Genomic DNA, 24,908 nt, shown 5'->3' on the forward strand with positions numbered 1-24,908 from the left:
TCCTGTAGAGTAGTTTTCTTTAGTCCCAATTCAATATGTATGTTGGATTGGGACTTTATGTATTTACCTTAGGTTATAGAGAAAAAAGGCAGAGTATGTATACTGTTTTTGGTAAAAAATATTTTCTTACTATATTATTTGAAAAATTATCAATGCCTTGTTTTATATGTTTTGGAAGTTTATAAATAGGCTTTTGTTCAGGTGGTTTTTCAAACTCAGAGACCGGAATCAGCGTGAAATATAAGTTGTCATTAGCTCTTTCCCATTGCACAAAAACATATTCAATACTAGGGTTAATAACAATTTGTTTTTTAAAGGTTATTGTTCCTGGATATAATGGACTGTAAGGGTGAAATTTTTCTTTATTAATAGTAAACCGCTGTAAAAAAAAGATACAAATAATAAAACAAGTCCTGTAAATACTTTTACAGGATTTCTTTTATGTATAAATATATCAAGACCTACGGTTCAAAAATAAAATACAGTATTTTTTTAGTTTCTAAATCAAAAGAGTACAATCAATGAATACACAGTTTTTGCCCATATGGTTGGAAAAACTACAACGTTCCTTTTGAACGTAAGATACCTAAGCCTTTCATCTTCATATTTCCTAGATAAAAAGATTTTGACTTGTAACAATGAAAGCTTACAAATTTTAGATCAGTTAAAAGAATTAAAAAACATGTATTTTGAAGTTTTTAACAAGGTTAATTATTCAGAAAGTGAGAGATTTATTAAATTAGAAAGTAACTACATTAACTTAACACAATCATTAATTAATGTTAGTCAAAGTGCTGTAAAGGACTTATATGAAAAAGAGCTACCACATTGCAATAGTTTTGATATTGTAAATGTATTAGAACTCACAAAAAACTACTACGATTTTCAGAAGCTGAATTTTTAGACCAAATTAATGGTAAGGTTAGTTAGTAACATAACTGAAATAAAAAAGGGAGTTTTGACATCTAATTTGACACCTGAAAAAATAAACCCTGTAAATACAATATTTACAGGGATATTTTGTGGAGACGCCGAGAATCGAACTCGGGTCCAAACAAGTAGCTCAAAAGCTTTCTACATACTTAGTTTTTGTTTCATTTTCGATTAAGACCTGACCAAAAACCGCCCAATCTCAACTTATCTTCTTTAGTTTCGAAAACCTATCGAAGCCCTAAGTTTTCTATGTTTACTTTTACGATGCCCAAAAATGAAACGCCGTAAACCAAGGCTTTTCGTGGACATAAAGCTTGCGCACCTAGTGCGCCGAGGCTAATCTTACTGTTAATTCAGATTATGCAGCTAAAGCGTAGTTATCTTCGCCGTTTAAATGGTTGAAATAAGTTTAACGAGTTATCATTTCACTCCTCGGTATGCTTACATTATCACTAATCTCGCTGTCAAAACCAGTCGTCCCCAATATGTCAAAGATTCTATAAATATCCTCGCAAAAAATATACCAAATAATCTTTGTAATTCTATGCAATTTAGTTTGGCAGTACTATAAATACATACTGCTAAAACAAGAGAATGCAAATATAAAAAAATACTATTTGTACAATCATTTTAAAACAAGTATTTTCGCTGCAATTGTTATAAACTATAACATTATATGTAAATTTGTTTAATTTTAATACAAAATCAATTATGAAATTCGGAATTATCAAAGAACGTAAAAATCCACCTGATAGAAGAGTTGTGTTTTCTCCAGAGAAATTACAAGAATTTAAACAACAGTTTCCTCAAGCAGAAATAGTGGTAGAAAGTTCAGATATTCGAGTTTTTTCTGATAAAGCCTATACAAAAGCAGGGTTTGAAGTTACGAATGATATTTCTAATTGTGATGTATTATTGGGAGTAAAAGAAGTTCCTATTGATAATTTAGTACCAAATAAGAAATATTTTTTCTTTAGCCATACCATTAAAAAACAACCATACAACCGTAAGTTGTTACAGGCAATGTTAGAGAGAAATATTGAAATGTACGATCATGAAACGATTATTAATGAAAATGGAGCTCGTTTAATTGGTTTTGGTCGTTATGCAGGTTTGGTAGGTGCTTATAATGGTTTTAGAGCATTAGGAATAAGAGAAGGGTCGTTTACTTTACCGAAAGTAGAAACCTTAGCAGATTTAGATGCGGTGAAAGCTAAATTGGATAAAATTACCTTACCAAATATTAAAATTTTATTAACAGGAACAGGAAAAGTAGCTAAAGGAGCACAAGAGATATTAGATCATTTAAAAATTAAACAAGTAAGTGATGCTTTATATTTAACATCTGAATTTACTGAACCAGTATATTGTATGGCTGATGTAATGGAATATGCGAAACGAAAAGATGGTAAAGTAGGGAATAAGCACGAGTTTTATAAAGATCCAACAGGTTATGAAAGTAATTTTATGGCTTATGCGAAACAAACCGATTTCTTTATAGCGGGTCATTTTTATGGAGATGGAGCACCGTATTTATTTACACGTGAAGATGCAAAACACCCTGAGTTCAGAATAAAGTATGTGGCAGATATTTCATGTGATATTGATGGGCCAGTAGCTACAACACTTCGTGCATCAACAATTGCAAACCCTATTTACGGTTATAACCCAGAAACAGAATCGGAGGTTGATTTTAAAGATGATAAAGCCATCACAGTAATGGCGGTTGATAACTTGCCTTGTGAGTTACCAAAAGATGCAAGTGAAGGTTTTGGAGAGATGTTTTTAGAGCATGTAATTCCTGCTTTTTACAACGATGATAAAGACGGTATTTTAGCGCGCGCAAAAATGACAACAAATACTGGTAAATTAACCGAACGTTATGCATATTTGCAAGATTACGTAGACGGAAAAGAATAACAAATAATTTTATAAAACTGTTTCAAGAGTGTCATTTCGAGTGTAAAGGAGAAATCTTATATTTTTAAATCCAAAAATAAAATAAAAATAGATTTTTTACATTCGTTCAAAATGACAGTTACCATTTTTGAAATAGTTTTTCATTTAAGATGATACCAGACAAACAGTTTTTAATCGATACAGCAAACATGAAAATGCCTTTTGGTAAATATAAAGGAACGTATTTAATAGAAATTCCTGAATATTATATTGTTTGGTATAAAAATAAAGGCTTTCCTAAAGGTAAGTTGGGTACGATGCTAGAATTAGTTTATGAATTGAAATTAAATGGACTAGAAGATATTTTACGAAAAATCCGCCGAGTTTCTTAAATTTAGGACATGAAACCAGCCGAAGAATATATACTCAAACAACCCGAGCCGTTCAAGTCTATTTTACTGCACTTACAAGTATTAATAGAGAGTAATTTTCAGGATTTAGAGCTAAAGTATAAATGGAAAATACCAGTATTTTATATCAACGGAAAACAATTATGCTACATGAATGCATCTCATAAAAAAGGTTTTGTTGATGTTGGTTTTTGGGCAAAAGGCATTTTGCAAGATTTTGATGCTTTTTTAGTTTCAGAAGGAAGAACGGTGGTAAAATCACTTCGTTATTCATCAATAGAAGAAATTAATGAAGACATACTACTACAAGTCATAGAAGAAGTAGCAAAACATAATCATAAAGGTTTTTGGAGGAAATAATTACTGAATCAAAAACTCAAGTACTACTTCTTTATCTATAATTAAAAATAACTGCTTGCTATTTTTAAGAGGGGAGGTTGTAATTGTAGTAATATTATTTTTAGTGGATATTTTATCTGGTTTTATAGCATATCGGTATCCACCATATCCAAAAAAGACTGATTGATTAGGGCGTAAATTTTTAATTTTTAACTCAATAGTAGCATTGCTGTTTAATATTCCTTTTGAAGGAGAAATTAACTCTAGGTCAGATTGTAAAAAAGCAGCATCATAAATGGGTTGGTTATAAAAATTTTCTTTTTCCATTCTACCAACCCTTAACTGCCAAAGTTTTTTTTCAGGAAAATGTGTTTTAAAATATTTTTCTTTCGGAAAGTTATAATAGTAAGGGTTAAATAAAGATTTCCATTTGTTATTGTTTACAATACCAGCAGCCCAAGTAGCATCAATATAAATCCATTCACCACTTAGTTTAACAGCGTTCCAAGCATGATTAGAATTGATTTTAGGATTAGCTATATCGTTTGATGAATTTCTAATATATCCTTTTATAACTTCATTTTCAATTTGTAGTATGGAGCAAATTTTGGCAAAAGTTTGTACATAGCCTTCACAAACTGCTTTACGAGTTAATAAAGTTTTATTAACAATATCATCCTTTATAGCCTGTAGTTTTTCTAACTTTTCTTGCTCGTTTCGATACCTAAAAGAAATTCTTTTTTGTTTAGGACGATAGTATGCATCTAAATCATACTGTATGTTATGAGCAAGCCAATAAAACGCAGCTTGTACTTGCTGTTCTTCAGTTTTAAAATCGTTTACAATCTGCTGAGCTATACTTTCTACCTCACTAAATTTAGGGTAACTATTTACTTCCTCTTCAATTAAAGAAAAGTCTTGTGCACTTACGAAAGTAGTAACTAGAAAGAATAAAAAAAGAAGCTGTTTCATATATGAATTAAAAACAATTGTATGAAACAAAAACTGTGCCTATAAATTATTAATAGTTTTTCTAATGGCAACTAAGTTAGTTAGTAAACCTTCTAAATAATCAAGATGTAACATATTAGCACCATCACTTTTAGCATTTGCTGGGTCAAAATGAGTTTCGATAAATAACCCATCAACATTATTAACAACACCAGCGCGAGCAATAGTTTCAATCATATCAGGACGCCCACCAGTAACACCACTTGATTGGTTTGGTTGTTGTAATGAGTGTGTAACATCCAATACCGTAGGAGCGTATTCACGCATAGTAGGAATTCCACGGAAATCGACAATCATATCTTGATAGCCAAACATGGTGCCTCTATCTGTTATCCATGCTTTTTGGTTTCCCGCATCATGAACTTTTTTTACAGCATGTTGCATAGCTTCAGGACTCATAAATTGTCCTTTTTTCAAATTCACAACTTTACCAGTTTTTGCTGCTGCAACTACTAAATCGGTTTGACGTACCAAAAAAGCAGGTATCTGCAAAATATCTACATACTTAGCTGCCTTTTCAGCATCAGAAACTTCATGAATGTCGGTTACGGTAGGAACATTAAAAGTTTCAGAAACCTTACGTAAAATTTTTAATGCTTTTTCATCACCAATTCCTGTAAAACTATCTATTCTACTACGATTTGCTTTTTTAAAACTTCCTTTAAATACATAAGGAATTTCTAATTTATCAGTAATGGTAATTACCTTTTCAGCAATTCGCATTGCCATATCTTCTCCTTCGATTGCACAAGGACCAGCTAACAAGAAAAAGTTGTTTGAATCAGTATGTTTTATGTTTGGAATATAAGTTAAAGCCATCCTTAAAAATTTTCAACAAAATTAAGAAATTAAATTGGCTATATTTAGGCTTTTAAATAAATAAAGAATGAAAAAAATTTTATATCCATTAGCACTCGTAAGTGTATCAATTTTAGTGTCGTGTAAGCAGACTAAAAGTACTAATAGCGAAGTTGCTATGAATACTGTTGAGGTAATTCAGAAGAATAACAAAGAAGAGTTAATAGATTCTATTTTAGTAAGAAAACACTTGTATACACTTGCTTCGGATGAAATGGAGGGGAGAAAACCAGGAACCGAAGGAATGGAAAAAGCGACTCAGTATATAGAAAATGAATACAAAAGAATAGGCTTAAAAACTTTTGATACATTAACAAGCTATCGTCAAAATTTTGAATATAAGGGTATTAAAATGAGTAATATTATAGGCTTGTTAGAAGGAAAGTCTAAAAAAGATGAATTTGTTATTGTATCTGCACATCACGATCATTTAGGGATAAAAAAAGATGGTGAAGGTGATAGGGTTTTTAATGGAGCAAACGATGATGCTTCAGGGGTTACAGGAGTATTATCATTAGCTGAATACTTTGCTGAAAAAGGAACCAACGAGCGTAGTATTTTGTTTGTGTGTTTTACAGCCGAAGAAATGGGCTTGATAGGTTCTGAATACTTTGGAAAAGGAATAGATGCAAGTAAGTTTGTAGCAGGAATCAATTTGGAGTTGATAGGAAAACAACCTAAAACAGGTCCTAAAACTGCATGGTTAACAGGTTTTGATAAGTCTAATTTTGGTAAAATAATTCAAAAAAACTTAGAAGGATCAGGATATAAGTTATTTCCAGACCCTTACCCAAAATTTCAACTTTTTTTACGATCAGATAATGCTTCATTAGCCCGTTTAGGAGTACCATCTCATACATTTTCAACAACTCCGATTGATATCGATGTAGATTATCATAAAGTAACAGATGAAGCTGAAACGTTAAATATGACTGTATTAACAGAAACAGTTAAAGCAGTTGCCAGAGGAACTCAAAGTATTATTGAAGGAAAAGATACACCTACAAGAGTTAAGATGTGGTAAACATATTGAAAACTTAGTGTAAAAAGGAGCCTTGAGCTCCTTTTTTTATTAGGAATTAAGGGTTTTATTAAGAAAACGTTAATTTTACATGGGTTTAATTGTTTAAAGCGTTAAAAATGTATTAAAATTTTACTATATTCGAAAAAGTTTAATTTAATTCCTTCGTATAATGAAAAAAATATTTTTAAGTCTAGCAATTGTTTTAACTATGGTTTCATGTTCTAATGATGATGAATCACTAGAAGTAAAGCAAGTACAAGATTTACTTACCCAAAAAGAAATCAACGCAAAAATTAATACTTCTTTACAAGAAACAGGAGATTTTAATTGGATGTCACAAGATGCTCATACAATTTGGAGCGCAGTGAATCATGGAGATAATATTTTAACCATAGGATATGGTACTTCAAAAAATAACTACGCAAGAAGTGAAGAGAGTATTAATATTAAAGATGAATTAATAGACTTAGTAAAAAGCTTTGAGCCAGTTTCAGCAAAAGGGAACGCTGAGTTATATGCAAATGAAGATATTAATGTAATAGATATTCGAGTAACTAATAAAGAAACTATTAATGTTTTATTAAAAGATACTAGAGTACGCTATATTGAGCCATCAGGATATAATTTTTTAGAGTCTGATGCACAAGCCAAATCAAGTGGTTCATCAGGTTGTGGTTATAGTTCAGTTGCACTTAACACCAATGATTATCGTACAGTATCACCAGGAGCGAGGTTACCTTGGTCTTTTGATGCACATAATATTTCTCAAGCATGGAGTTACAGTACAGGGTCAGGAGTAACCGTAGCTGTTATAGATTCTGGTTTGTCACCTGAACAACGATGGATGAATCAATATTTTAATGACGGCTATTCTTCAGGAAGAACTGTTCAGAAGTATGGAACTTTTGTAGACTCTTGGTGGGCATGGTCTAATAATTATGATGGTGTAAATGATAAATGTGGGCATGGTACAAGTATGGCGTCTGTAGCCACAGCTCCAAGAAATAACGATAATTTACCAGTAGGGGTAGCTTATAATTCTAGTTTAGTAACCTATCGAGCTGTTGAAAATGTTGTTATTGACGATTACCATGAAAAAAGAGGAGTATCTGAGGCGTTAATAGCTTTAGCAAAAAGAAGTGATGTAAAAGTGATATCAATGTCTATAGGGTCTCCATTTAGCATTGGTAATGTGTCTGATGCAGTTAAATATGCATACAGTAGAGGAAAGATGATTTTAGCGGCTGGTGGTACATCTACGTCATTTACAACTTGGTATGGAGTAATTTTTCCAGCAAGTATGTCTGAAACTGTAGCAGTAACAGGTGTTAAGGAAGGACAATATAGTAAGTGTGATGTATGTCATACAGGGTCTAAAATTGATTTCACGGTTCAAATGCAAAGAACTAACGGAACAGATAATAAAGTACCAGTATTGAGTTATTATAATGGACAAGCAAATTATGTAGGAGGATCATCTGTTGCAACAGCAACCACTGCTGGTATTGCAGCATTAGTATGGGCAAAGCATCCAAGTTGGTCAAGAAATCAAGTATTACAAAAAATGAAAGAATCTGCTGATTTTTACCCGAACAAACATTCAGAGTTTGGATATGGAAATATTGATGCTTTAAAAGCTGTTCAATAAAAAATCAAACTAACTAACCTTAGAAAAGAGTCTCGTTTATGCGAGGCTTTTTGTATTTTTATAAGGTATAGTTTTTGATTTAGTACACTTTAAAACTTTTATTTATGAGGTATTACAAATATTTTTTGCTGTTAATTCTTATAGGATGTTCATCTTCTAAGGTAGTGTATGACTATGATAGTCAAATAGATTTTAGTCAATACAAAACTTTTAACTTTTTTGAAGATGCAGGAAAAGGTTTAAATGAATTAGATGTAAAAAGAGTTTCTCATGAGGTTACAATAGCTCTAGAAGCTAAAGGAATGCAATTAATTGAAAACCCAGATATGTATATTAATATTTTATCTGAAGAAAGAGAGTCTGTTAATAGAAATACGATAGGTGTTGGTTTAGGAAGTGGAGGAAGAAATGTTGGGTTTGGGATTTCAGGCGGAATACCAATTGAGAGTAGAAAAATAAACCAGCAATTAACCATTGATTTTGTTGAAAGTAAAGACAATCAGTTAATATGGCAAGGAATTGCTACTAGTGAAGTAAGAGAAAAAGCGACTCCAGAACAAAAGAAACTACATTTTCAAAAAGTGATTGGTAAATTGATTAATAATTATCCGCCGAAATAGTTATAATAGCCTTCTTTTCTAATTAAAATACTGATATCCGTACAATTTCCGTACTGAAAAAGTAAGTCACTGACTTACCTAATAGTGGTTTTTTAAAATATTGAGGGTTGCAACCCTCAATATTTTTTATGGTAGGAATTTTTTACGGCTTACGCTTTCTTTTCAAAAGCAACCAAATTTAAAGCATTTTAATGAGTTTACTAGGCCTAAAAAGAGGGCGTACACTTTTTATGCTATTAGAGTTACTTTATCGGCTTTATAAAGTTGTGTAGGTTAATTTGTTAAGAGTTTAATGATGTTATACTTTTTTTGAATTAAAGTAAAAGTTACTTTTTAGGAATATTTAGCTTATGAAGCTTTTTGTAAAATAAAATTTATTATTTTTTAGAATTGGTAACGAATGCCTAAACCAAAGTCAGAATGAAAACCATCATAACTTCTTGTTATTCCTATCTCTGGTCTATAATCTAAAGAAATTAATAAAGGAATATCAAAATTATATTCAATACCTATTACACCAGCACCAAAAATAGCAGTTCCAGAAGAGTTTATCAATCCACCACCAGCACCTGCGTACCAGTTAAAGTGACCTTCTAATTTCCATACCCATTCATATAATGCTGTAGCTTTAAAATCTTCAAAATCATTTCTTAAACCAAGGTTTAATTCTAAACGGTTAATGTTTCCTAACTTTCTTTGGTAAGAAAATTCACCACCTATTCCGTTATTGTCTCCAAAACGAAGGCCAATAGTGTTTTTTGATATACTTTGTGCATTCGCAGAGAATATAGCCAATAGACAAAAAGTAATAACAAACAATTTTTTTTTCATTTAGTAAATTTTTAAATATTTTTCGTGAGTGAAGATATTAATTTTCTCTTAAAAAGAAGAACCTCTAAAATTACTTTTAGAGGTTCTAAATATATAAAATGTGTGTGTCTTAAAATTGGTAACGGATACCTAAGGCAATATCAAAATCTAAATCATCTCTAAAATCACCAAAACCAAATTCAGGTCTCACATCTAGAGAAAGCATTAAAGGGATATCGAAATTGTATTCAATACCAACATCACCAGCAGCAAAAATAAATGTTTCGCTATCACTACCGTCAGGAAGCTTATTATCAAAGCTATAAGCTCCAAGACCACCACCAACACCTGCATACCAGTTGAATCGACCGTCTAATTGCCAAACCCATTGGTATAGACCTGCTAGTTTAAAACCATCATAGCCATTACCACTTCTTAAACCTAAGTCAAGTTCTAAACGATTGTTATCGCTTAATTTACGTTGGTAAGAAATTTCAGCACCAAAACCATCGCTATCTCCTAAACGAAGACCAATAGCATTATCAGCAATTTCTTGGGCATTTGCTGTAAAAAACGAAAGGGTTAAAAAACCAATGAATAAAAATAATTTTTTCATAATTTTTAATTTAATGTTATGTGTCGCTAAGATAGTTATTTTATTTAATTAGTAGTCTTTTTCCTTTTGAATGACTGGTAAATTCAGGGGCATACATACTTTGAATAGTTGTAATTCCATTACTGAAGTTTCCTGTATTATTTGCACGAACGTCATATTCAAATATATATATTCCTTTAGGTAGACGTTCAAAAAAGAAATTTGTTGCAGCATCTTTAGTACTTTTGTAGTAGCCTAAACCATCTTGCCATTTGTATTGTGATAAAACATTAATAGGTTCAATTCCGCTTGCTCTCATATCTTTCATGTGTACAAACTCCATATTTCTATCAGAACGAAGTTCAATTCTAACAGTAATTAAATCTCCTATATTTAACTCAGTGTTTTCTGTAATTTCTTGAAGTTCTTTCCCAGTATCGGTATTTACTTTTTTAAATAGTTTTTTCTTTAATTGTAATGGAGTTTTTGCTGAAGTAATTTTATCTAAATCCTCAAAATACTGCCAATACAACCCACCCCAAGCAATACCTTTACCTTTTTTAGTAATATTAACTGTACTCATTTCTGGAATTATTTCAGAACCGTTCCAAGAGGTTTTAAAATAACCAGTACCAGCCTCAAGCTTTGAGTCTTCTAGTATAGTAGGATTGATGGTTTGATTTCCTATTTTTACATCTACCATGTTTGTTATAGAAATCCAATCACTGCCTTGAAATAGTAAAGCATATACAGCTTCGGTAGTCGCTTTGGTCGTTTTCCAACGATTGGTTTGTTTGTTTTTAAGTAACCAGATTTTTAAGTTGTCAACAGTTTGAGTATCTTTTTCTATTTCTGAAAAAGTTTCAATTAACAACGATTGTGTTTCAATAGGTGCTTGATGCCAATACCAACTAGGTTGATTCTCTTTCCAATACATTCCTAACTCTTCAGAAGTAATACTATTTTCTTTTAAAGATTTTAAAATTTTAGAAGAAACAGAAGTATTACCACTTCTAAACTGTAGTAAGGCAATTTGTCCTTTCCCATATAAATTGAACTCTTTCCAGTAGGCTGCTGTTTGATTTTTATAGTACTGAATAGCAGTTTTAGTAGTAGTATTAATATCAATATTTTTATAGAAAGAACGCATATATAAATACTGAATAATAAAGTAGTTTAGGTGATTTTTTTCTAAGTACTTGATGTATTCTTTTTGTCCTTTTTCAGCTTTTATACGTTTACTATTTTCTAATAATTTCTTGTAGGTATGTTCAATTTCAGCATCTAAAAAGTGGATAGCATCCATAAGCATTTTCTGTAAAGAATCATCTTTATTATTAATCCCTAATTTTTGTAAATGTCCAAAACCAGTGGCAATATGATTAGTGATATAGGCATTGGGATAGTTACTTCCTTTAAACCATGGAAACCCACCATTGTTTAATTGCATTTGCAACAATTTATTGAGAGTGTTTTGTTGCTCGCTTTTCATTTTATTTAAATCAAATAACAAAGCAATACGCTTTTTTTGCTCGGTTTCAGATTGCGCATCACGTAACCAGGGAGTTTCCTGAATAATTAAAGTTTTTAACTCTTGATTTTTCTCTAAGTTACTCAATAAAGCATCTGAAGATTTCCAAGCATTAAATACCTCTTGTATTCTTGGGTTTGAATTTGCGATATGACTCGCCAAGGTATTCGCATAATAACGTGCAAAAGTTTGTTCACTACATTTGTATGGATATTCCATTAAATATGGTAAAGCTTGCACTGCATACCATGCAGGATTTGAGGTAACTTCTAACGTTAATTTATGGTGACTTAGCGTAGTTGAAGTCTGTTTTTTTAACTTATCTAATGTGAATGTTTTAGTTTGATTGGAACGAACCCACATAGGTAACGTTTCAGTAACCAACATTCGGTTAGATAAAACGGGTAATACATTTTGTTCTCCGTCAGAAAACTCTCCTGCTTTAGCAACAATTTTATATTGAATTGCTTGATAGGTGTTGGGAATAGATAGGTTCCATAAAACATTTGTATTTCCATTAGCGTTAACATTGAAAGGTTGATTTTTTGTAGAATTATTTAAAAGGTTGATCTCTTTTCCAGTGACAGCATCAGTTAATACGAGTTGTGCTGTACCTTTTAAATTCTTATCAGAGGTGTTTGCAATTTTAGTGCTTAATGTTATTTGATCTCCTTCTCTTAAAAATCGTGGCGCATTAGGAATGATCATCAACTCTTTTTGAGTTACTGTCGTTAATGTTTTAGTGGCTGACTGTAATTCTTTAGTATGTGCCAGTAATTGCAGTTTCCAACGTGTTAAAGCTTCTGGAGTAGTAAAACTAAAGGTAAGGTTTCCATTTTTATCAGTTTGTAAATGTGGGTAGAAAAATGCAGTTTCCTGAAGGTTTTTACGGATTTGTATTCCTTTTAAAGATTTTTTTTCTCCCTCTGTCTTTTTTATGCCTAAAGCGGTAACAGCTACTTCATCTAAAGAATCAGCTTGAGTTGATTCAAGCATTGTTTCTTCAGCAACAGTTTCTCTTCCTAAAGCTCCTTTTATTTTAGAACTCATAGCCAACCCTCTTAAACGAATATTCCTATTTCCTCCAAAATAAAAACCAAACCAATTCAACTGGTCATATTGTTGAGTTTTGATAGATGATGGATAGTTATTGTTAAAAACTCTGAATCGTTCATTGCCAAAACTCTGATATGCATTTGCGTTACCACTATAAGAGTAATATGAAGAAGTAGCGATAGGGTTAAAGTTCCAGTTATGTGGTTTAAACTCATCTAAAGAGGCATCGTACATACCTGCTAGTACTTCGGCAGCTACTTTGTTGTTTTTATCATTTTTAATGGTAAAACTCCATGTTTCTTGGGTTCCAGGTTGTAGTTTGTCTCTAAAAGTATTGGTTTCTATAGTAATAGCGTTTTGTTCATTTGGAACCGAAACAGGTATTGTTCCACTTACAAAACTGTTGTAATTTACAAAGTAGTATTTGACAACAAATCCATCAATATCTTGTTTAGTGACAGGAACTTCAATTATTTTTAGTTTATTGTTTAAATGAATAAGTTTCGTGTTTACAATAGTGTGATCCTTTTCAATTTGAACAATTACCATAATATCTTCTGAGGCAGAACCAATTTGCAATTCTACAATATCGTTTGGTTTGTAAACTGTTTTATTAGTTTTGTAGAAGAACAATTGATTATCAATTACTTTTTTCTCAGTAGCATCAGTTACTGTAAAAAGAGCTTTATCGGTAACTTTTTGCCCGAATTCATCTTTAGCATCTAGAATAATAATGTAGCTGCCAGAAATCCATTTTTTATAGTTATTAAGTGTAATTTCTTTGGACTCTTTTGTATCAAATTTTTGTTCAAATACCTGTTTTCCTTTTTTCCAATTTTCAGGGCTTTCTTCCTCAGAAGTATAAGCATCATGAGGAAATAAGTTTCTAAACTCACTTTCAGAAATATCTTGATAATCTGGAGTATCCCATGGTCTTTTACGTAACGGATTTTTAGGAGCCTGAAGTTTATAAATTCTGATGTTTCCTTTAGCAGGAACAAATTCATCGTTTAAGTTTTTACTTGAAATTACAATTTTTGTTTCCTTATCTGATTTATGTATTGTTGAAGGAACTTGTACGTTGGCAAGTAATGCATGATACCCAACTTTTACGATAGATGTAGTTGAGCGAGTTTCTCCATTAATATCGGTTACGTCAGCGGTAACTTCATATTCAAAAACAGGTAAGTTTTTTTTATCAACACTCTCATCAGGTAAAGCTTTGAATGTAATTGAATAGTTACCTCGTGCATCGGTTGTTAATTCACCGTGTGTAATTTCTTGTGCTTCTGAAGTAAAATGAGGTCTACGCCAATAGCACCAAACAGGAAGCTTGACTTTACGATGTACACGATACACTACTTTAGCATCTGTAATAGTTGATCCTGCAAAAGCTTTCGCATATCCGTTTACGGTAATATTATCATTTAATTTATAGGTTTTTGTAATAGGTTTAAATTCGGTTTCAAACTTTGGACGTTTGTATTCTTCAACCGAAATACGAGTAATGTAGTCTTTTCGTTCAAAATAAAAATCTGCAGTATCGTAAAAGGTACTTTCTTGTTTTTCACTTTCATCAATAGCAAACCAATATTCGCCTGTTAACCCTGTATTAGGTAGTATAATTTCTCCTGAACCTGAACCATATTCATTTAGTTTTATATCGAGTACTTTTACTGCTTCTCCATTAACATTATTCAATGTTATTTGTACAAATTCATTAGCAAAAGGTATTGATTTGCCTCCTTTTTCTTGAATGAAGATGGCCTTGAAATATACAGTTTGTCCTGGGCGATAAATGCTTCTATCGGTAAAAATAAAAGGTTTTATGCTTGTATCATTATTGTTTGTAGTTGGAATAATTTGTTTTTGATGCTTATTTAGATAGTAATTACCAAAAACAGCAGTATCATTTTTGGAGGTAACGGTAACATATACATTGGCATAATTAGTATCACTTTTAAAAGTAGCAAACCCGTTTTTATCAGTTGTTAATTTTTTATGAATCGTTTTTCCGTATCTATGTTGTTCATTTTGTAATAATAATTCAGCATCTTTAATAGAGTTCCCTGTATTTCTATCCAAAACTTGGTAGGTTTTTATGCCATCATTATTATTTTCTACCAAAACTAAATTGGTTGCTTGTAAATTAGCTATAGCATGTAAACTAGTAGCATTAAAAGTTGCATTTTGGTGTGTTACAATTAAATAGTTTCCTTGAGCTAATTTTGGAACTACAATTTCGGTTGTGTGTGCTAAATAATCTTTTTCGTTTCGTAAATTGCTATTCCACGAAGCCGTTTTTTGAAGTTTTTGAATAAAATTAAAACGCTCTTCTTCTTTGTGAATTTTTTGAAGTTCTTTTAATTGTTTTTGATCAATTTTGTAAGCTGAGAAATATAGTTTATCAATATTGTTGTAAGTAATTAGTAACCTAGAATGAGTTTGAACTGGAACAAATTTTTCAGAAAGAATATCAAGTGTTTGATTTGTGATTTGTTCTTTTAAAACATTACATTTTTCAGCAGCTAAGCTTTTAGGAAACTTCTCAATAACTTCTTTACAAATAATGAGTGCTTCTTTGTTTTTATAACGGAATTTTTCATTTTTATTTACTTGATATAACCCCGATTGTTTATTGTAAACTCTAGCTATTTCATAATTATACAACCCAGAAATTTTATTGTTTTTATAATTATTAGCTGATGCTTTTAGCATTTGTAATAATAATTCTTGTTTGTTGTTAAAAGTTGCGTGTTGGTTAACAAATTGTAATCGTTGAATATCTACATCAGCTAAGGCATCGAGGTTGTTGTTTTTTAAATGAAAGTAAATTAATTTTTTATAGATTTTTAAGGCGTTAAATTGCAATGATAAATCATCTTTTGTGCTAAGATTTAACTCCGAGAATTTTTTAGCGTCACTTAAAAATAAAGCATTATCAATTTTAAATTGATAGGCTGGTTTTGTAATATTAGTTTCCGTAGTTTTATAAAACTCTAAGGCATTATGTGCTAAAAAGTCAAATAGGGTAGGGCGGTATTTTTGAGATTCTTCTTCAGCATGAATAATTTCTTTAAAAGAACGAATATCGATAGTTTGTAATTGAGATTCATTCTCTAAAGAGTTTTGATAATGACAATGTATTTCAGCAAAAAGGGTATCTAAACTCCATGTTCTAAAATCGTTTTCATCAACCTTTTGTTGCGTTTGTGTACGGTTGTAAAACTTCCATCTATTTTGGTTAAAGTATTGCCAATATAAGTTGGCTAATATATTTTCTAATATATTTTTTGAAGGAAAAACACTTTTGTTTATTTGTTGTTTAAATTCATTAATAATTTTTAATTGTGCTTCTTCTTCTAAAGTTAAAGAGTACTTACTTTTATAAAATAGTGATTTTATAATTTGTGGAGCGTTGTTGCTTTTCTTCGCTTCATGATAAATAGTATTAACCACTTTTAAAGCAGATTTAGGTAAGTTGTCAAGCTCAAATTGATGTACTTTTTCCCATGAGTTATTATAGTTCTCTTGAGCTTGTATCAAAGTTGAAAACAAAACGATTAATAGAAGGGGGGGTATTTTTTTCATAATTATATTTATTTATATTCACAAATTACCATAAAATAGTAGTTTTTTACAAGTTGAAGTTTGTAAACGTTCTATTTGAGTGAGTGAACATAGTTATTTAAAGAGTTTCGATTTAAAGATACTTAAAATTCTCGCTTGGTTTTGTATTTTTGAAGCTTATATTACAGATAACAGCACTATGAAAATTCACTTTATAGCTATTGGAGGTAGCGCAATGCATAACCTAGCAATCGCATTACAACAAAAAGGATACCAAATTACGGGAAGTGACGATACAATTCACAATCCCTCAAAAACTCGTTTAGCAAATAAGGGTTTGTTGCCTGATGCATTTGGTTGGTTTCCAGAGAAAATAACTACTAACTTAAATGCTGTTATTTTAGGAATGCATGCCAAAAAAGATAATCCTGAATTGTTAAAAGCCCAAGAGTTAGGAGTGAAAATTTATTCATATCCTGAGTTTTTATATGAGCAATCTAAAGACAAAACACGTGTTGTTATAGGTGGGTCACATGGAAAAACAACAATCACCTCTATGATTTTACATGTGTTGAATTACCATGATAGGGAAGTAGATTATATGGTGGGAGCTCAGCTAGAAGGTTTTGATACTATGGTACATTTAACCCAAGAAAATGAATTCATTGTTTTAGAGGGTGATGAGTATTTAAGTTCTCCAATAGATATGCGACCGAAATTCCATTTATATAAACCAAATATAGCGTTATTAAGCGGAATTGCATGGGATCATATAAATGTGTTTCCAACATTTGAAAATTATGTAGCGCAGTTTTCAATTTTTACCAATTCGTTGACGAATGGAGGAATTATGGTATATAATGAAGAGGATTTGGTGTTAAAAGATGTGGTTGAAAACTCGAATCACCCAATAAAGAAATACCCTTATAATACTCCTGATTATTTTATTGATAATGGAATTACTTATTTAGAAACACCAGAAGGTGATTTACCATTGGAAATTTTTGGGGAACATAACTTACAAAACTTGGCAGGAGCGAAGTGGATTAGCCAACATATGGGTATTGATGAAGATGAGTTTTTTGAAGCAATAGCTAGTTTTAAAGGTGCAAGTAAACGTTTAGAAAAGATTGCCGAAAATTCTTCAACAGTTGTGTTTAAAGATTTTGCACATTCACCATCTAAAGTTTCAGCTACCACTACAGCGGTTAAAAATCAATATTCAAATAGAACTTTGTTAGCATGTTTAGAGTTACATACGTATTCAAGCTTAAACGCTGAGTTTTTATCAGAGTACAAAGGAGCTTTAGACAAGGCAGATAAGGCAGTAGTTTTTTATTCTCCACATGCTGTGAAAATTAAGCAGTTAGAAGAGGTTTCAGCAACACAAATAGCAAAGGCTTTTAAACGTGAAGATTTGATTATTTATACAAACCCTCAAGAATTTAAAGAGTTTTTATTTAGTCAAAACCTTGAGAATACCGCTTTGTTGTTGATGAGTTCTGGTAACTACGGAGGTTTAGATTTTGATGAGGTTAAAGCTTTGGTTAATTAAAAAACCTATTAAATAAATATTTTCTATACTTTTTTAAATAAAAAGATTTTAAAATAACAGAAAAGCGGTGTTTGTATAAAAAGTATAAACTCCATATTTTTTTGTTAAAAGCACTTTTTTTAGGGTTATTAATAAAAAAAAACACTTTTTTGATGTGCTTCTTAGTCTTACGTGTTTTTGTGTATTCTAGTGAGTGAGGAGAATTAAAAGTATAATTAGTAGTAGCAAAAAAGTTTTTTAAAAGGTCAGATTCAGGATGGTTAAAGTTGTTTAAAACTGTTTTTACTGAAGTTTTTTTAGATAACATATAAAGATCATAAGAATTTCTTAAAGCAATTGTTTTGAACCATTGACCTTTATCATTGATTTGTTTGTTAAAGCAAGTTAAAAGAATTTGATTTTCATATGAAAGAACAGTGGTATTATTAACCAGCTTATAAAAACTTTTTTCTATAAAACTGTAGTCAAACCCTTTTTCATTAGTAATCATTTTATAATGTACTTCAACAGCAGCAATTTTACCTTCTTTAATTATTTTAGGGTAGTGTCTGCTTAAGACAGTATTGTCTAAATAATTGGGAGATTTTTCATGATACCCATTTTCTTTAAGAATATTAACAGTAAGGTTGAACTTTTCTTTATCTACTAAAAAATCAATATCACCTACCATACGTTCGGCAATATCTTCATACAAACCTTCAAGTAAATTACCTGTTCCTTTTAAAAAAATAGGGGTGATATTGTTTGAAAGTAAGAGTTGATTTATTTCTGTTGCCTCTTTAATAATTTCTTGGTTACGTTCTCTATTTAAATGAGTAATGTGTTGCATGTACCCTACCAAGTCAGAGGGTAAATAGTGTAAAAAATTAGCACGTTTTAAGTTGCAATATAATGCTGGGAAAACATAATGGGCAGTGCTTAATTTTACAACAGCATCCCAATTTACTAAATTAGCTTTTATTGTTTCTTCAACAAGATTTCGATTAACTTTTTCGTGAGTAATTGTTAAGCACTTGGCAACAAAAAATAAAGTTTCTTTATAATTCATTGGTAAATATTTTTGAAACTGTTGCAATCATTTTTTCATTATCAGAATATGTTAGTTGATAACAAGGTAATTTTTCAAACCAATCTAGAAATACATCGACATTATTTGACAAAGGAGACAACCAAGAGTCAGGTACAAGTTGTTGAAAAGCCTCTAGTTTTGGTATTTTATTGATTTTTAAATCGGCATTAGTTTCATACTTTATAAAAAGTAATGCTTTACAAGGGTTTTGTTGTGAAAAATCAGCAGTATTGGGAGGTAAAAACCGAACAACTTTATTCAAGTTTTTAAAATCGTACTCTTTCGTAGTTTCTAAGCTAGGGTAAAGAGGGAGTAGGGTTTCAATACTGTTTTTTTTAATTGATATAGCAGCAGGAAAACTATGAATTTTTTCTTCGGAATTAACAGGAACAAAATCATCAGCTAAACAAGTAAAACCACTTGCTTGTAATAGTGCTAGAGACGTACTTTTTCCGTTACCAGAATCGCCTAAACATAAAATAGCATTAGTACCATCGCTAACAGCTGATGCATGAAGAACTCCTATCCATTCTTTTTCTTCTTTCTTATGAATTTTTTGCACCAATTCCATCGAGAATTTTCCTTGGAAATAATGAACTTCTTTCAAAGACCATGTGCCAATAATAGAGCCATCAATAGTGAAAGAAATTGAACTATTACTACTATAAACTTCAAATTGATGTTGTGTGTTTGCTGGTTTTTTAACTTCTAAGTGTGCAAATTTTGGATGTACTAGTGTAGCTTCTACCTCAGAGGCGTACTTTACTTCAAAGTATAAATTGTTAATATGGTAATATTTTATAACATTAAAATTCTTTGGCTTAGCTACTGGGGTTAAATTTGAAAAAGTTGTTTTTTCAGAAGAAAGAAGTAGTGCTTCAATATCATTAACAAGCTTAATAGCTTGTTCAGAAGGTATATTATTTATTTGATTAAATAACTGAGTAACTACCTTTTGTTTATCTGTGCCTTTATGTAGTAATAAAAGTACTTCAGCTACTAAAGGTTCCACAACGATATATTGATTGTTGTCTTCAAACCAAACAATACTTTTATTTTCAAGGTTTCGTTTAATTATTTTAGTTTTCATAAGACTCTAAAAGTAAAAAACCTCGATAGAATTATCGAGGTTTTAGGTGGAAAATATTAAAGAACTTTAAAAACCTTCACCAGGCCCTTCAGGACTTTGCGCTTGTGCTTTTTTAGGGTTCAATATCATGTATGTTCCTAAAGCAGTTAACGCAGCATATTTACCGTAGCTTCCTATTTTTTTTATAGCTTCTTTACGAGTAATTTCGTTCGTATTTGTATTTTTTATGTTTTTTTTCATTATTCTGCGGTTTTAATAGCTTATTTATTTTAAGATTACTTTTTTAGAAACTTCTCCTAAATCAGCTTTTAACTTCACAATGTATACCCCAGTAGCTATGCTAGGAACACTTATTTTACTAACCCCGTTAGATGTTATATTTTGGTTGAATACTTCTTTACCTAAAACAGAGTAGATTGCTACATTAGCTTTCGTTTGTAATCCTACAATAGTAATTTCATTATTTAAAGAACTGTATATGCTAATATTATCTAATGAAGCATCAACTTCTGTTGGTTTTTTAGCACTAGTGTGTAAGTAGAATTGTCCGATACCGTTAGACTTACTTGTAAGTGTAACTGTATAGTTTTCTTCTGATAAATTAGTAAAAGTTTTGTTTTTTCTATCTTCTAAATACACATTAATATTGCTAGGTAGGTTTTTAGTATTGATAGAAAAAGTTATTTCTTTACTGCTTTCAGCTTTCATACCAACAGGAATAATCATGTTTTCAAGGTTGGTGTCAGGTAATGTTTGAATAGCTAATTGATCACCTTGGTTGTTGGTAAGTAATTCTGTGTATACAGCTAAATCAGAAGAACTTTCTCCAAATATTTTAGAGTCGTAACCTTTATCATAACCAGTAGTTTTTCCAGAAGCATAAAATACCTTTGTAGATCTTTTGATTTTTTTATTATCCACAGATAATTCAAGAGAAGGAATAGGTTCCTGTCTCATGAAAGTATCAGCATTGTGGCTTTGATTAGCAAAAGAAAAGGTAACATTTCCAGCTGCTGCTGCCTCTACAAAGAAACCTTGACCTGGAGCAATTTCTATAGGGTCAATAGCATTTTTAGTGATGTACTGTGTACCGTCCCATAACCAAATAGTTTCATCAGCAAGTAATGCTGTGTTTGCGGTTGTAAAGCTAGCAGAGTTTACATAAGCAGTAAAAGGGTTACCTATAAGGTTGTAATTTGTTCTACTACCAGTACTAATAGCTTTATTTACGTTAGTAGTGTTCATTGTTCCCGTAGTTGAAACATCACCAGAAGTAGCTAGTTTAACAGAAATCCCAGTTCCACTCGTAACAGTTCCTGTACTACCACTTTGAGCGTATAACCAAGCAGGTCCTGTAATATTACTATAAGGAGCTAACCCCAAGTTACCAGCAGTTCCAGAGGCTAAAGTATGGTTAGCAATAATATCTTCAATTGTTTCACCAACCACAGGAGAAGAAACTAAATACCAATTTGTAGTTGCTAAATTTCTTTTATAAGTAACAGTACCTGTAACGGTACTTTGTGGTATAAAAGAAGCTCCATTATTAATAGTTAACGAATTAAAAGTAACTGCAGAAGAAGCAGTTGGATAGTTTGTTAAACCAGAAGGAATTACAATATCTGAATTGGTGGGAGGAACTACACTAGGGCTCCAGTTTGAGGCTGTATTCCAATCGTTATCAGTAGATCCTGACCAAGTTACGGTTTCTATACCAACAAGAACATTGGTGGTATTACCAACACTGTTTAATGTTAAAACGGCATCGTTAGAAGCGGCATCTTTTAACGTTCCTCCATTTGCAGCTAATGTACCAACAGCTATACCATCAGTATCTGAATCGCCAGCTTGTACGGTATATCTAAAAACTAAGGCACTTGTTCCGCTTCCACTTAGGTACACTGCTTGACGTGTAGTAGCTCCAATAGTGATAACTATTTGAGGAGTTCCACCTGTAGTATTTACAGTTATATTCTCGTCAAAATTTACGGTAAAATCTAAGTTTTGACTTGTAAGGTAATTACCATCAGTAGGAACACTAACACTTGTTACGGTTGGAGCAACACCATCTACTAAAACACCAGTGGTGGCACCTATACTATTTAAAGTTAGATTTGCATCGTTAGAAGCAGCATCTTTTAAAGTACCTCCATTTGTAGCTAATGTACCAACAGTAATACCGTCGGTATCTAAATCGCCAGATTGTACTATGTATCTAAAAACTAAGGCACTTGTTCCACTTCCACTTAGGTACACTGCTTGACGTGTAGTAGCTCCAATAGTGATAACTATTTGAGGAGTTCCACCTGTAGTATTTACAGTTATATTCTCATCAAAATTTACGGTAAAATCTAAGTTTTGACTTGTAAGGTAATTACCATCAGTAGGAACACTAACACTTGTTACGGTTGGAGCAACACCATCTACTAAAACACCAGTGGTGGCACCTACATTGTTTAATGTTAAAACGGCATCGTTAGAAGCGACATCTTTTAACGTTCCTCCATTTGTAGTTAATGTACCAACAGCTATACCATCAGTATCTGAATCGCCAGATTGTACAGTATATCTAAAAACTAAGGCACTTGTTCCGCTTCCACTTAGGTACACTGCTTGACGTGTAGTAGCTCCAATAGTGATAACTATTTGAGGAGTTCCACCTGTAGTATTTACAGTTATATTCTCATCAAAATTTACGGTAAAATCTAAGTTTTGACTTGTAAGGTAATTACCATCAGTAGGAACACTAACACTTGTTACGGTTGGAGCAACACCATCTACTAAAACACCAGTGGTGGCACCTACATTGTTTAATGTTAAGACGGCATCGTTAGAAGCGGTATCTTTTAACGTTCCTCCATTTGTAGTTAATGTACCAACAGCTATACCATCAGTATCTGAATCGCCAGCTTGTACGGTATATCTAAAAACTAAGGCACTTGTTCCGCTTCCACTTAGGTACACAGCTTGACGTGTAGTAGCTCCAATAGTGATAACTATTTGAGGAGTTCCACCTGTAGTATTTACAGTTATATTCTCATCAAAATTTACGGTAAAATCCAAGTTTTGATTTGTAAGGTAATTACCGTTTGTTGGAACACTAACACTTGTTACAGTTGGAGCAACACCATCTACTAAAACACCAGTGGTGGCACCTACATTGTTTAATGTTAAAACGGCATCGTTAGAAGCGGCATCTTTTAACGTTCCTCCATTTGTAGTTAATGTACCAACAGCTATACCATCAGTATCTGAATCGCCAGCTTGTACGGTATATCTAAAAACTAAGGCAGTTGTTCCGCTTCCACTTTGGTACACAGCTTGACGTGTAGTAGCTCCAATAGTGATAACTATTTGAGGAGTTCCACCTGTAGTATTTACAGTTATATTCTCATCAAAATTTACGGTAAAATCCAAGTTTTGATTTGTAAGGTAATTACCGTTTGTTGGAACACTAACACTTGTTACAGTTGGAGTAGCAGCATCAACTAAAACTGCTGATGTAGATCCCACACTGTTTAAAGTTAGGGTAGCATCTTTTCCTCCTGAATCTTTTAAAGTACTACCATTTGCAGCTAAAGCACCAACAGCAATACCGTCAGTGTCTAAATCACCTGAAAGAACTGTATGCCTAAAAACTAAAGCACTTGTTCCACTACCGCTAATGTAGGTTGCTTGACGTGTGGTAGCGCCAATAGTAATAGCTATTTGAGGTATTCCTCCTGTAGTATTTACAGTTACATTTTCATCAAAGTTCACAGTAAAATCTAAATTTTGACCTGTTATATAAGTAGCATTGGCAGGTACATTTACACTAGAAATAGAAGGTGCAACTGCACTTGAAATCACAGTTGTTGTGTTGTCTGTATCATCAATAGTACCATCATTAATAACTACTGTAAAAGTAGTAGTTTCTGTTGTTGCTGTTCTATTATCTGTTGGATTAAAAGATAAAGCTCTTAGTTTTGTTTGTAAATCAGCAGGTGTAGTACTAGCTATTGTATAAGGGCCTGTACCAGTAAGACCAGTACCAGATAACACACCTTTTGCATTATTGTCTAAAGTAATAGTGGCTGATAAATTATCTCCATCTGCATCAGTAGTTGTGATACTTGAAAAAGGAGAAATTGTACTATTATCATTCACACTTTGACCCGCGGTTGTTCCACCAATTACTGGAGCTGTATTTGAAACAGCAGACGTAACTATCATTTCATCTATAGAGAATCCTCCAAAAATTTGAGTATCGGGTGTGATAATTAATTCGTCAATATCAGAAAATGAACCAGTTGTAGGGGATGTAAAATCTATACTTATAGCAGAATTATGAGTAGATGATACTAAGCTAAGCGTACCAACTATAGCACCATCTTTTTTACCAGTGAATGTAAAATCAATAATAGTACCACCTACAGCTTGTTCGTAAGCAAATTGCATTGATGTTATACCTACTTCACCACCACTATCTGTTGATAATGTAGCTGAAGACACTGCTGAACTACCATTACCAGCCCAAGCTAATACAGCATCTGTAGTTCCGCCAATTGCATCAGTACCAACTTGGTTTCCACTTGTAGCTAAAGCAAGAGTAATATTTCCATTTGATGTACCAGACATATCAAAGCTGTTTAATAGAGAACTAGCAGATTGATCTGCACTAGGATTTGTACCAGTAGCTAAAACTACTGTTGATGAACCAAATTCCATAGTACTAGGGGTTTGAGCTCTTAATTGGTCGTTTGCGAACAATAGCACAGAATAAACAATTGCATTCAAAAAGAATTTGAAGTAATAATGTCTCATTTTATTTAGTATATGATTGGTTAATAAATATTAAAGCTGTTTTATAAATAAAACTCTAATGATTTTCACTAGAGTTTTATTTTATAA

17 protein-coding genes and 1 other RNA gene are annotated in these 24,908 nt (G+C 31.9%); 8 read left to right on the top strand and 10 right to left on the bottom strand.

Annotated features, from left to right (window positions below):
• Positions 1-625 precede the first annotated feature (625 nt).
• Positions 626-904 carry a hypothetical protein gene (locus tag ACKTSW_RS11570; RefSeq protein WP_408025421.1) on the top strand — a complete coding sequence of 93 codons (279 nt, stop codon included), beginning with the start codon at positions 626-628 and terminating at the stop codon, positions 902-904.
• Between the two features lie 116 nt (positions 905-1,020).
• Here the strand turns inward: ACKTSW_RS11570 and ssrA are convergent.
• Positions 1,021-1,415, bottom strand: a transfer-messenger RNA (tmRNA) gene (gene ssrA / locus ACKTSW_RS11575).
• A gap of 229 nt (positions 1,416-1,644) precedes the next feature.
• On the opposite strand from ssrA, the gene ACKTSW_RS11580 reads away from it, so the two are divergent.
• The 3 genes from ACKTSW_RS11580 (at position 1,645) to ACKTSW_RS11590 (ending at position 3,602) form a co-directional block, all read left to right on the top strand.
• Positions 1,645-2,853, top strand: a complete 1,209-nt coding sequence (locus ACKTSW_RS11580) for an NAD(P)-dependent oxidoreductase (protein ID WP_408025422.1) — start codon at positions 1,645-1,647, stop codon at positions 2,851-2,853.
• 149 nt (positions 2,854-3,002) lie between these two features.
• Positions 3,003-3,224 carry a DUF3820 family protein gene (locus tag ACKTSW_RS11585; protein ID WP_299009043.1) on the top strand — a complete coding sequence of 74 codons (222 nt, stop codon included), beginning with the start codon at positions 3,003-3,005 and terminating at the stop codon, positions 3,222-3,224.
• Positions 3,225-3,233: 9 nt separating this feature from the next.
• Complete coding sequence (locus ACKTSW_RS11590) at positions 3,234-3,602, top strand: DUF1801 domain-containing protein (protein WP_408025423.1); 369 nt, start codon at positions 3,234-3,236, stop codon at positions 3,600-3,602.
• Here ACKTSW_RS11590 and ACKTSW_RS11595 read toward each other — a convergent pair whose 3' ends face one another.
• Together ACKTSW_RS11595 and kdsA are read right to left on the bottom strand one after the other, a co-directional pair.
• The gene (locus tag ACKTSW_RS11595) at positions 3,603-4,553 is read right to left on the bottom strand and encodes a transglutaminase domain-containing protein (protein WP_408025424.1); all 951 of its coding nucleotides are present in this window, start codon (positions 4,551-4,553) and stop codon (positions 3,603-3,605) included.
• Positions 4,554-4,592: 39 nt separating this feature from the next.
• On the bottom strand, positions 4,593-5,411 hold the full coding sequence (gene kdsA, locus ACKTSW_RS11600) for a 3-deoxy-8-phosphooctulonate synthase (protein ID WP_408025425.1): 819 nt from the start codon (positions 5,409-5,411) through the stop codon (positions 4,593-4,595).
• A gap of 67 nt (positions 5,412-5,478) precedes the next feature.
• Between kdsA and ACKTSW_RS11605 the strand changes: the two genes are divergently transcribed.
• The 3 genes from ACKTSW_RS11605 to ACKTSW_RS11615 all read left to right on the top strand — a co-directional run bounded on the left by ACKTSW_RS11605 (position 5,479) and on the right by ACKTSW_RS11615 (position 8,742).
• A complete protein-coding gene (locus tag ACKTSW_RS11605; RefSeq protein ID WP_408025426.1) occupies positions 5,479-6,474 on the top strand; it encodes a M28 family peptidase in 996 nt (331 codons plus the stop codon).
• Positions 6,475-6,643: 169 nt separating this feature from the next.
• Entirely contained in the window at positions 6,644-8,122 is a 1,479-nt protein-coding gene (locus ACKTSW_RS11610; protein WP_408025427.1) for a S8 family peptidase, read from the top strand.
• Positions 8,123-8,226: 104 nt separating this feature from the next.
• Positions 8,227-8,742 (top strand): DUF4136 domain-containing protein, encoded by a 516-nt coding sequence (locus tag ACKTSW_RS11615; protein WP_408025428.1) that lies wholly within the window; start codon positions 8,227-8,229, stop codon positions 8,740-8,742.
• A gap of 384 nt (positions 8,743-9,126) precedes the next feature.
• Here ACKTSW_RS11615 and ACKTSW_RS11620 read toward each other — a convergent pair whose 3' ends face one another.
• From ACKTSW_RS11620 to ACKTSW_RS11630, 3 genes are all read right to left on the bottom strand, one after another.
• A complete protein-coding gene (locus tag ACKTSW_RS11620; RefSeq protein WP_408025429.1) occupies positions 9,127-9,573 on the bottom strand; it encodes a hypothetical protein in 447 nt (148 codons plus the stop codon).
• A gap of 109 nt (positions 9,574-9,682) precedes the next feature.
• Positions 9,683-10,168: a hypothetical protein gene (locus ACKTSW_RS11625; RefSeq protein WP_408025430.1), complete on the bottom strand. Its 486-nt coding sequence runs from the start codon at positions 10,166-10,168 to the stop codon at positions 9,683-9,685.
• 40 nt (positions 10,169-10,208) lie between these two features.
• Positions 10,209-16,325, bottom strand: coding sequence for an alpha-2-macroglobulin family protein (locus ACKTSW_RS11630; protein WP_408025431.1), 6,117 nt, complete (start codon positions 16,323-16,325; stop codon positions 10,209-10,211).
• 178 nt (positions 16,326-16,503) lie between these two features.
• Here ACKTSW_RS11630 and ACKTSW_RS11635 point away from each other — a divergent pair, with 178 nt between their 5' ends.
• The gene (locus tag ACKTSW_RS11635; protein WP_408025432.1) at positions 16,504-17,859 is read left to right on the top strand and encodes a UDP-N-acetylmuramate--L-alanine ligase; all 1,356 of its coding nucleotides are present in this window, start codon (positions 16,504-16,506) and stop codon (positions 17,857-17,859) included.
• On the opposite strand, the gene ACKTSW_RS11640 is transcribed toward ACKTSW_RS11635, so the two are convergent.
• From ACKTSW_RS11640 to ACKTSW_RS11655, 4 genes are all read right to left on the bottom strand, one after another.
• A complete protein-coding gene (locus ACKTSW_RS11640) occupies positions 17,852-18,907 on the bottom strand; it encodes a nucleotidyltransferase domain-containing protein (protein WP_408025433.1) in 1,056 nt (351 codons plus the stop codon). The two genes, ACKTSW_RS11635 and ACKTSW_RS11640, sit on opposite strands and share 8 nt — an antisense overlap.
• A complete protein-coding gene (locus tag ACKTSW_RS11645) occupies positions 18,897-20,018 on the bottom strand; it encodes a hypothetical protein (RefSeq protein ID WP_408025434.1) in 1,122 nt (373 codons plus the stop codon). Before ACKTSW_RS11645 ends, ACKTSW_RS11640 begins: the two co-directional genes overlap by 11 nt.
• Positions 20,019-20,084: 66 nt before the next feature.
• Entirely contained in the window at positions 20,085-20,258 is a 174-nt protein-coding gene (locus ACKTSW_RS11650; RefSeq protein WP_408025435.1) for a hypothetical protein, read from the bottom strand.
• A gap of 24 nt (positions 20,259-20,282) precedes the next feature.
• Positions 20,283-24,821 carry a T9SS type A sorting domain-containing protein gene (locus tag ACKTSW_RS11655; RefSeq protein WP_408025436.1) on the bottom strand — a complete coding sequence of 1,513 codons (4,539 nt, stop codon included), beginning with the start codon at positions 24,819-24,821 and terminating at the stop codon, positions 20,283-20,285.
• Positions 24,822-24,908 lie beyond the last annotated feature (87 nt).

The sequence above is a fragment of the Tenacibaculum sediminilitoris genome (assembly GCF_964513795.1).
Taxonomy (GTDB): Bacteria; Bacteroidota; Bacteroidia; order Flavobacteriales; family Flavobacteriaceae; genus Polaribacter; species Polaribacter sediminilitoris.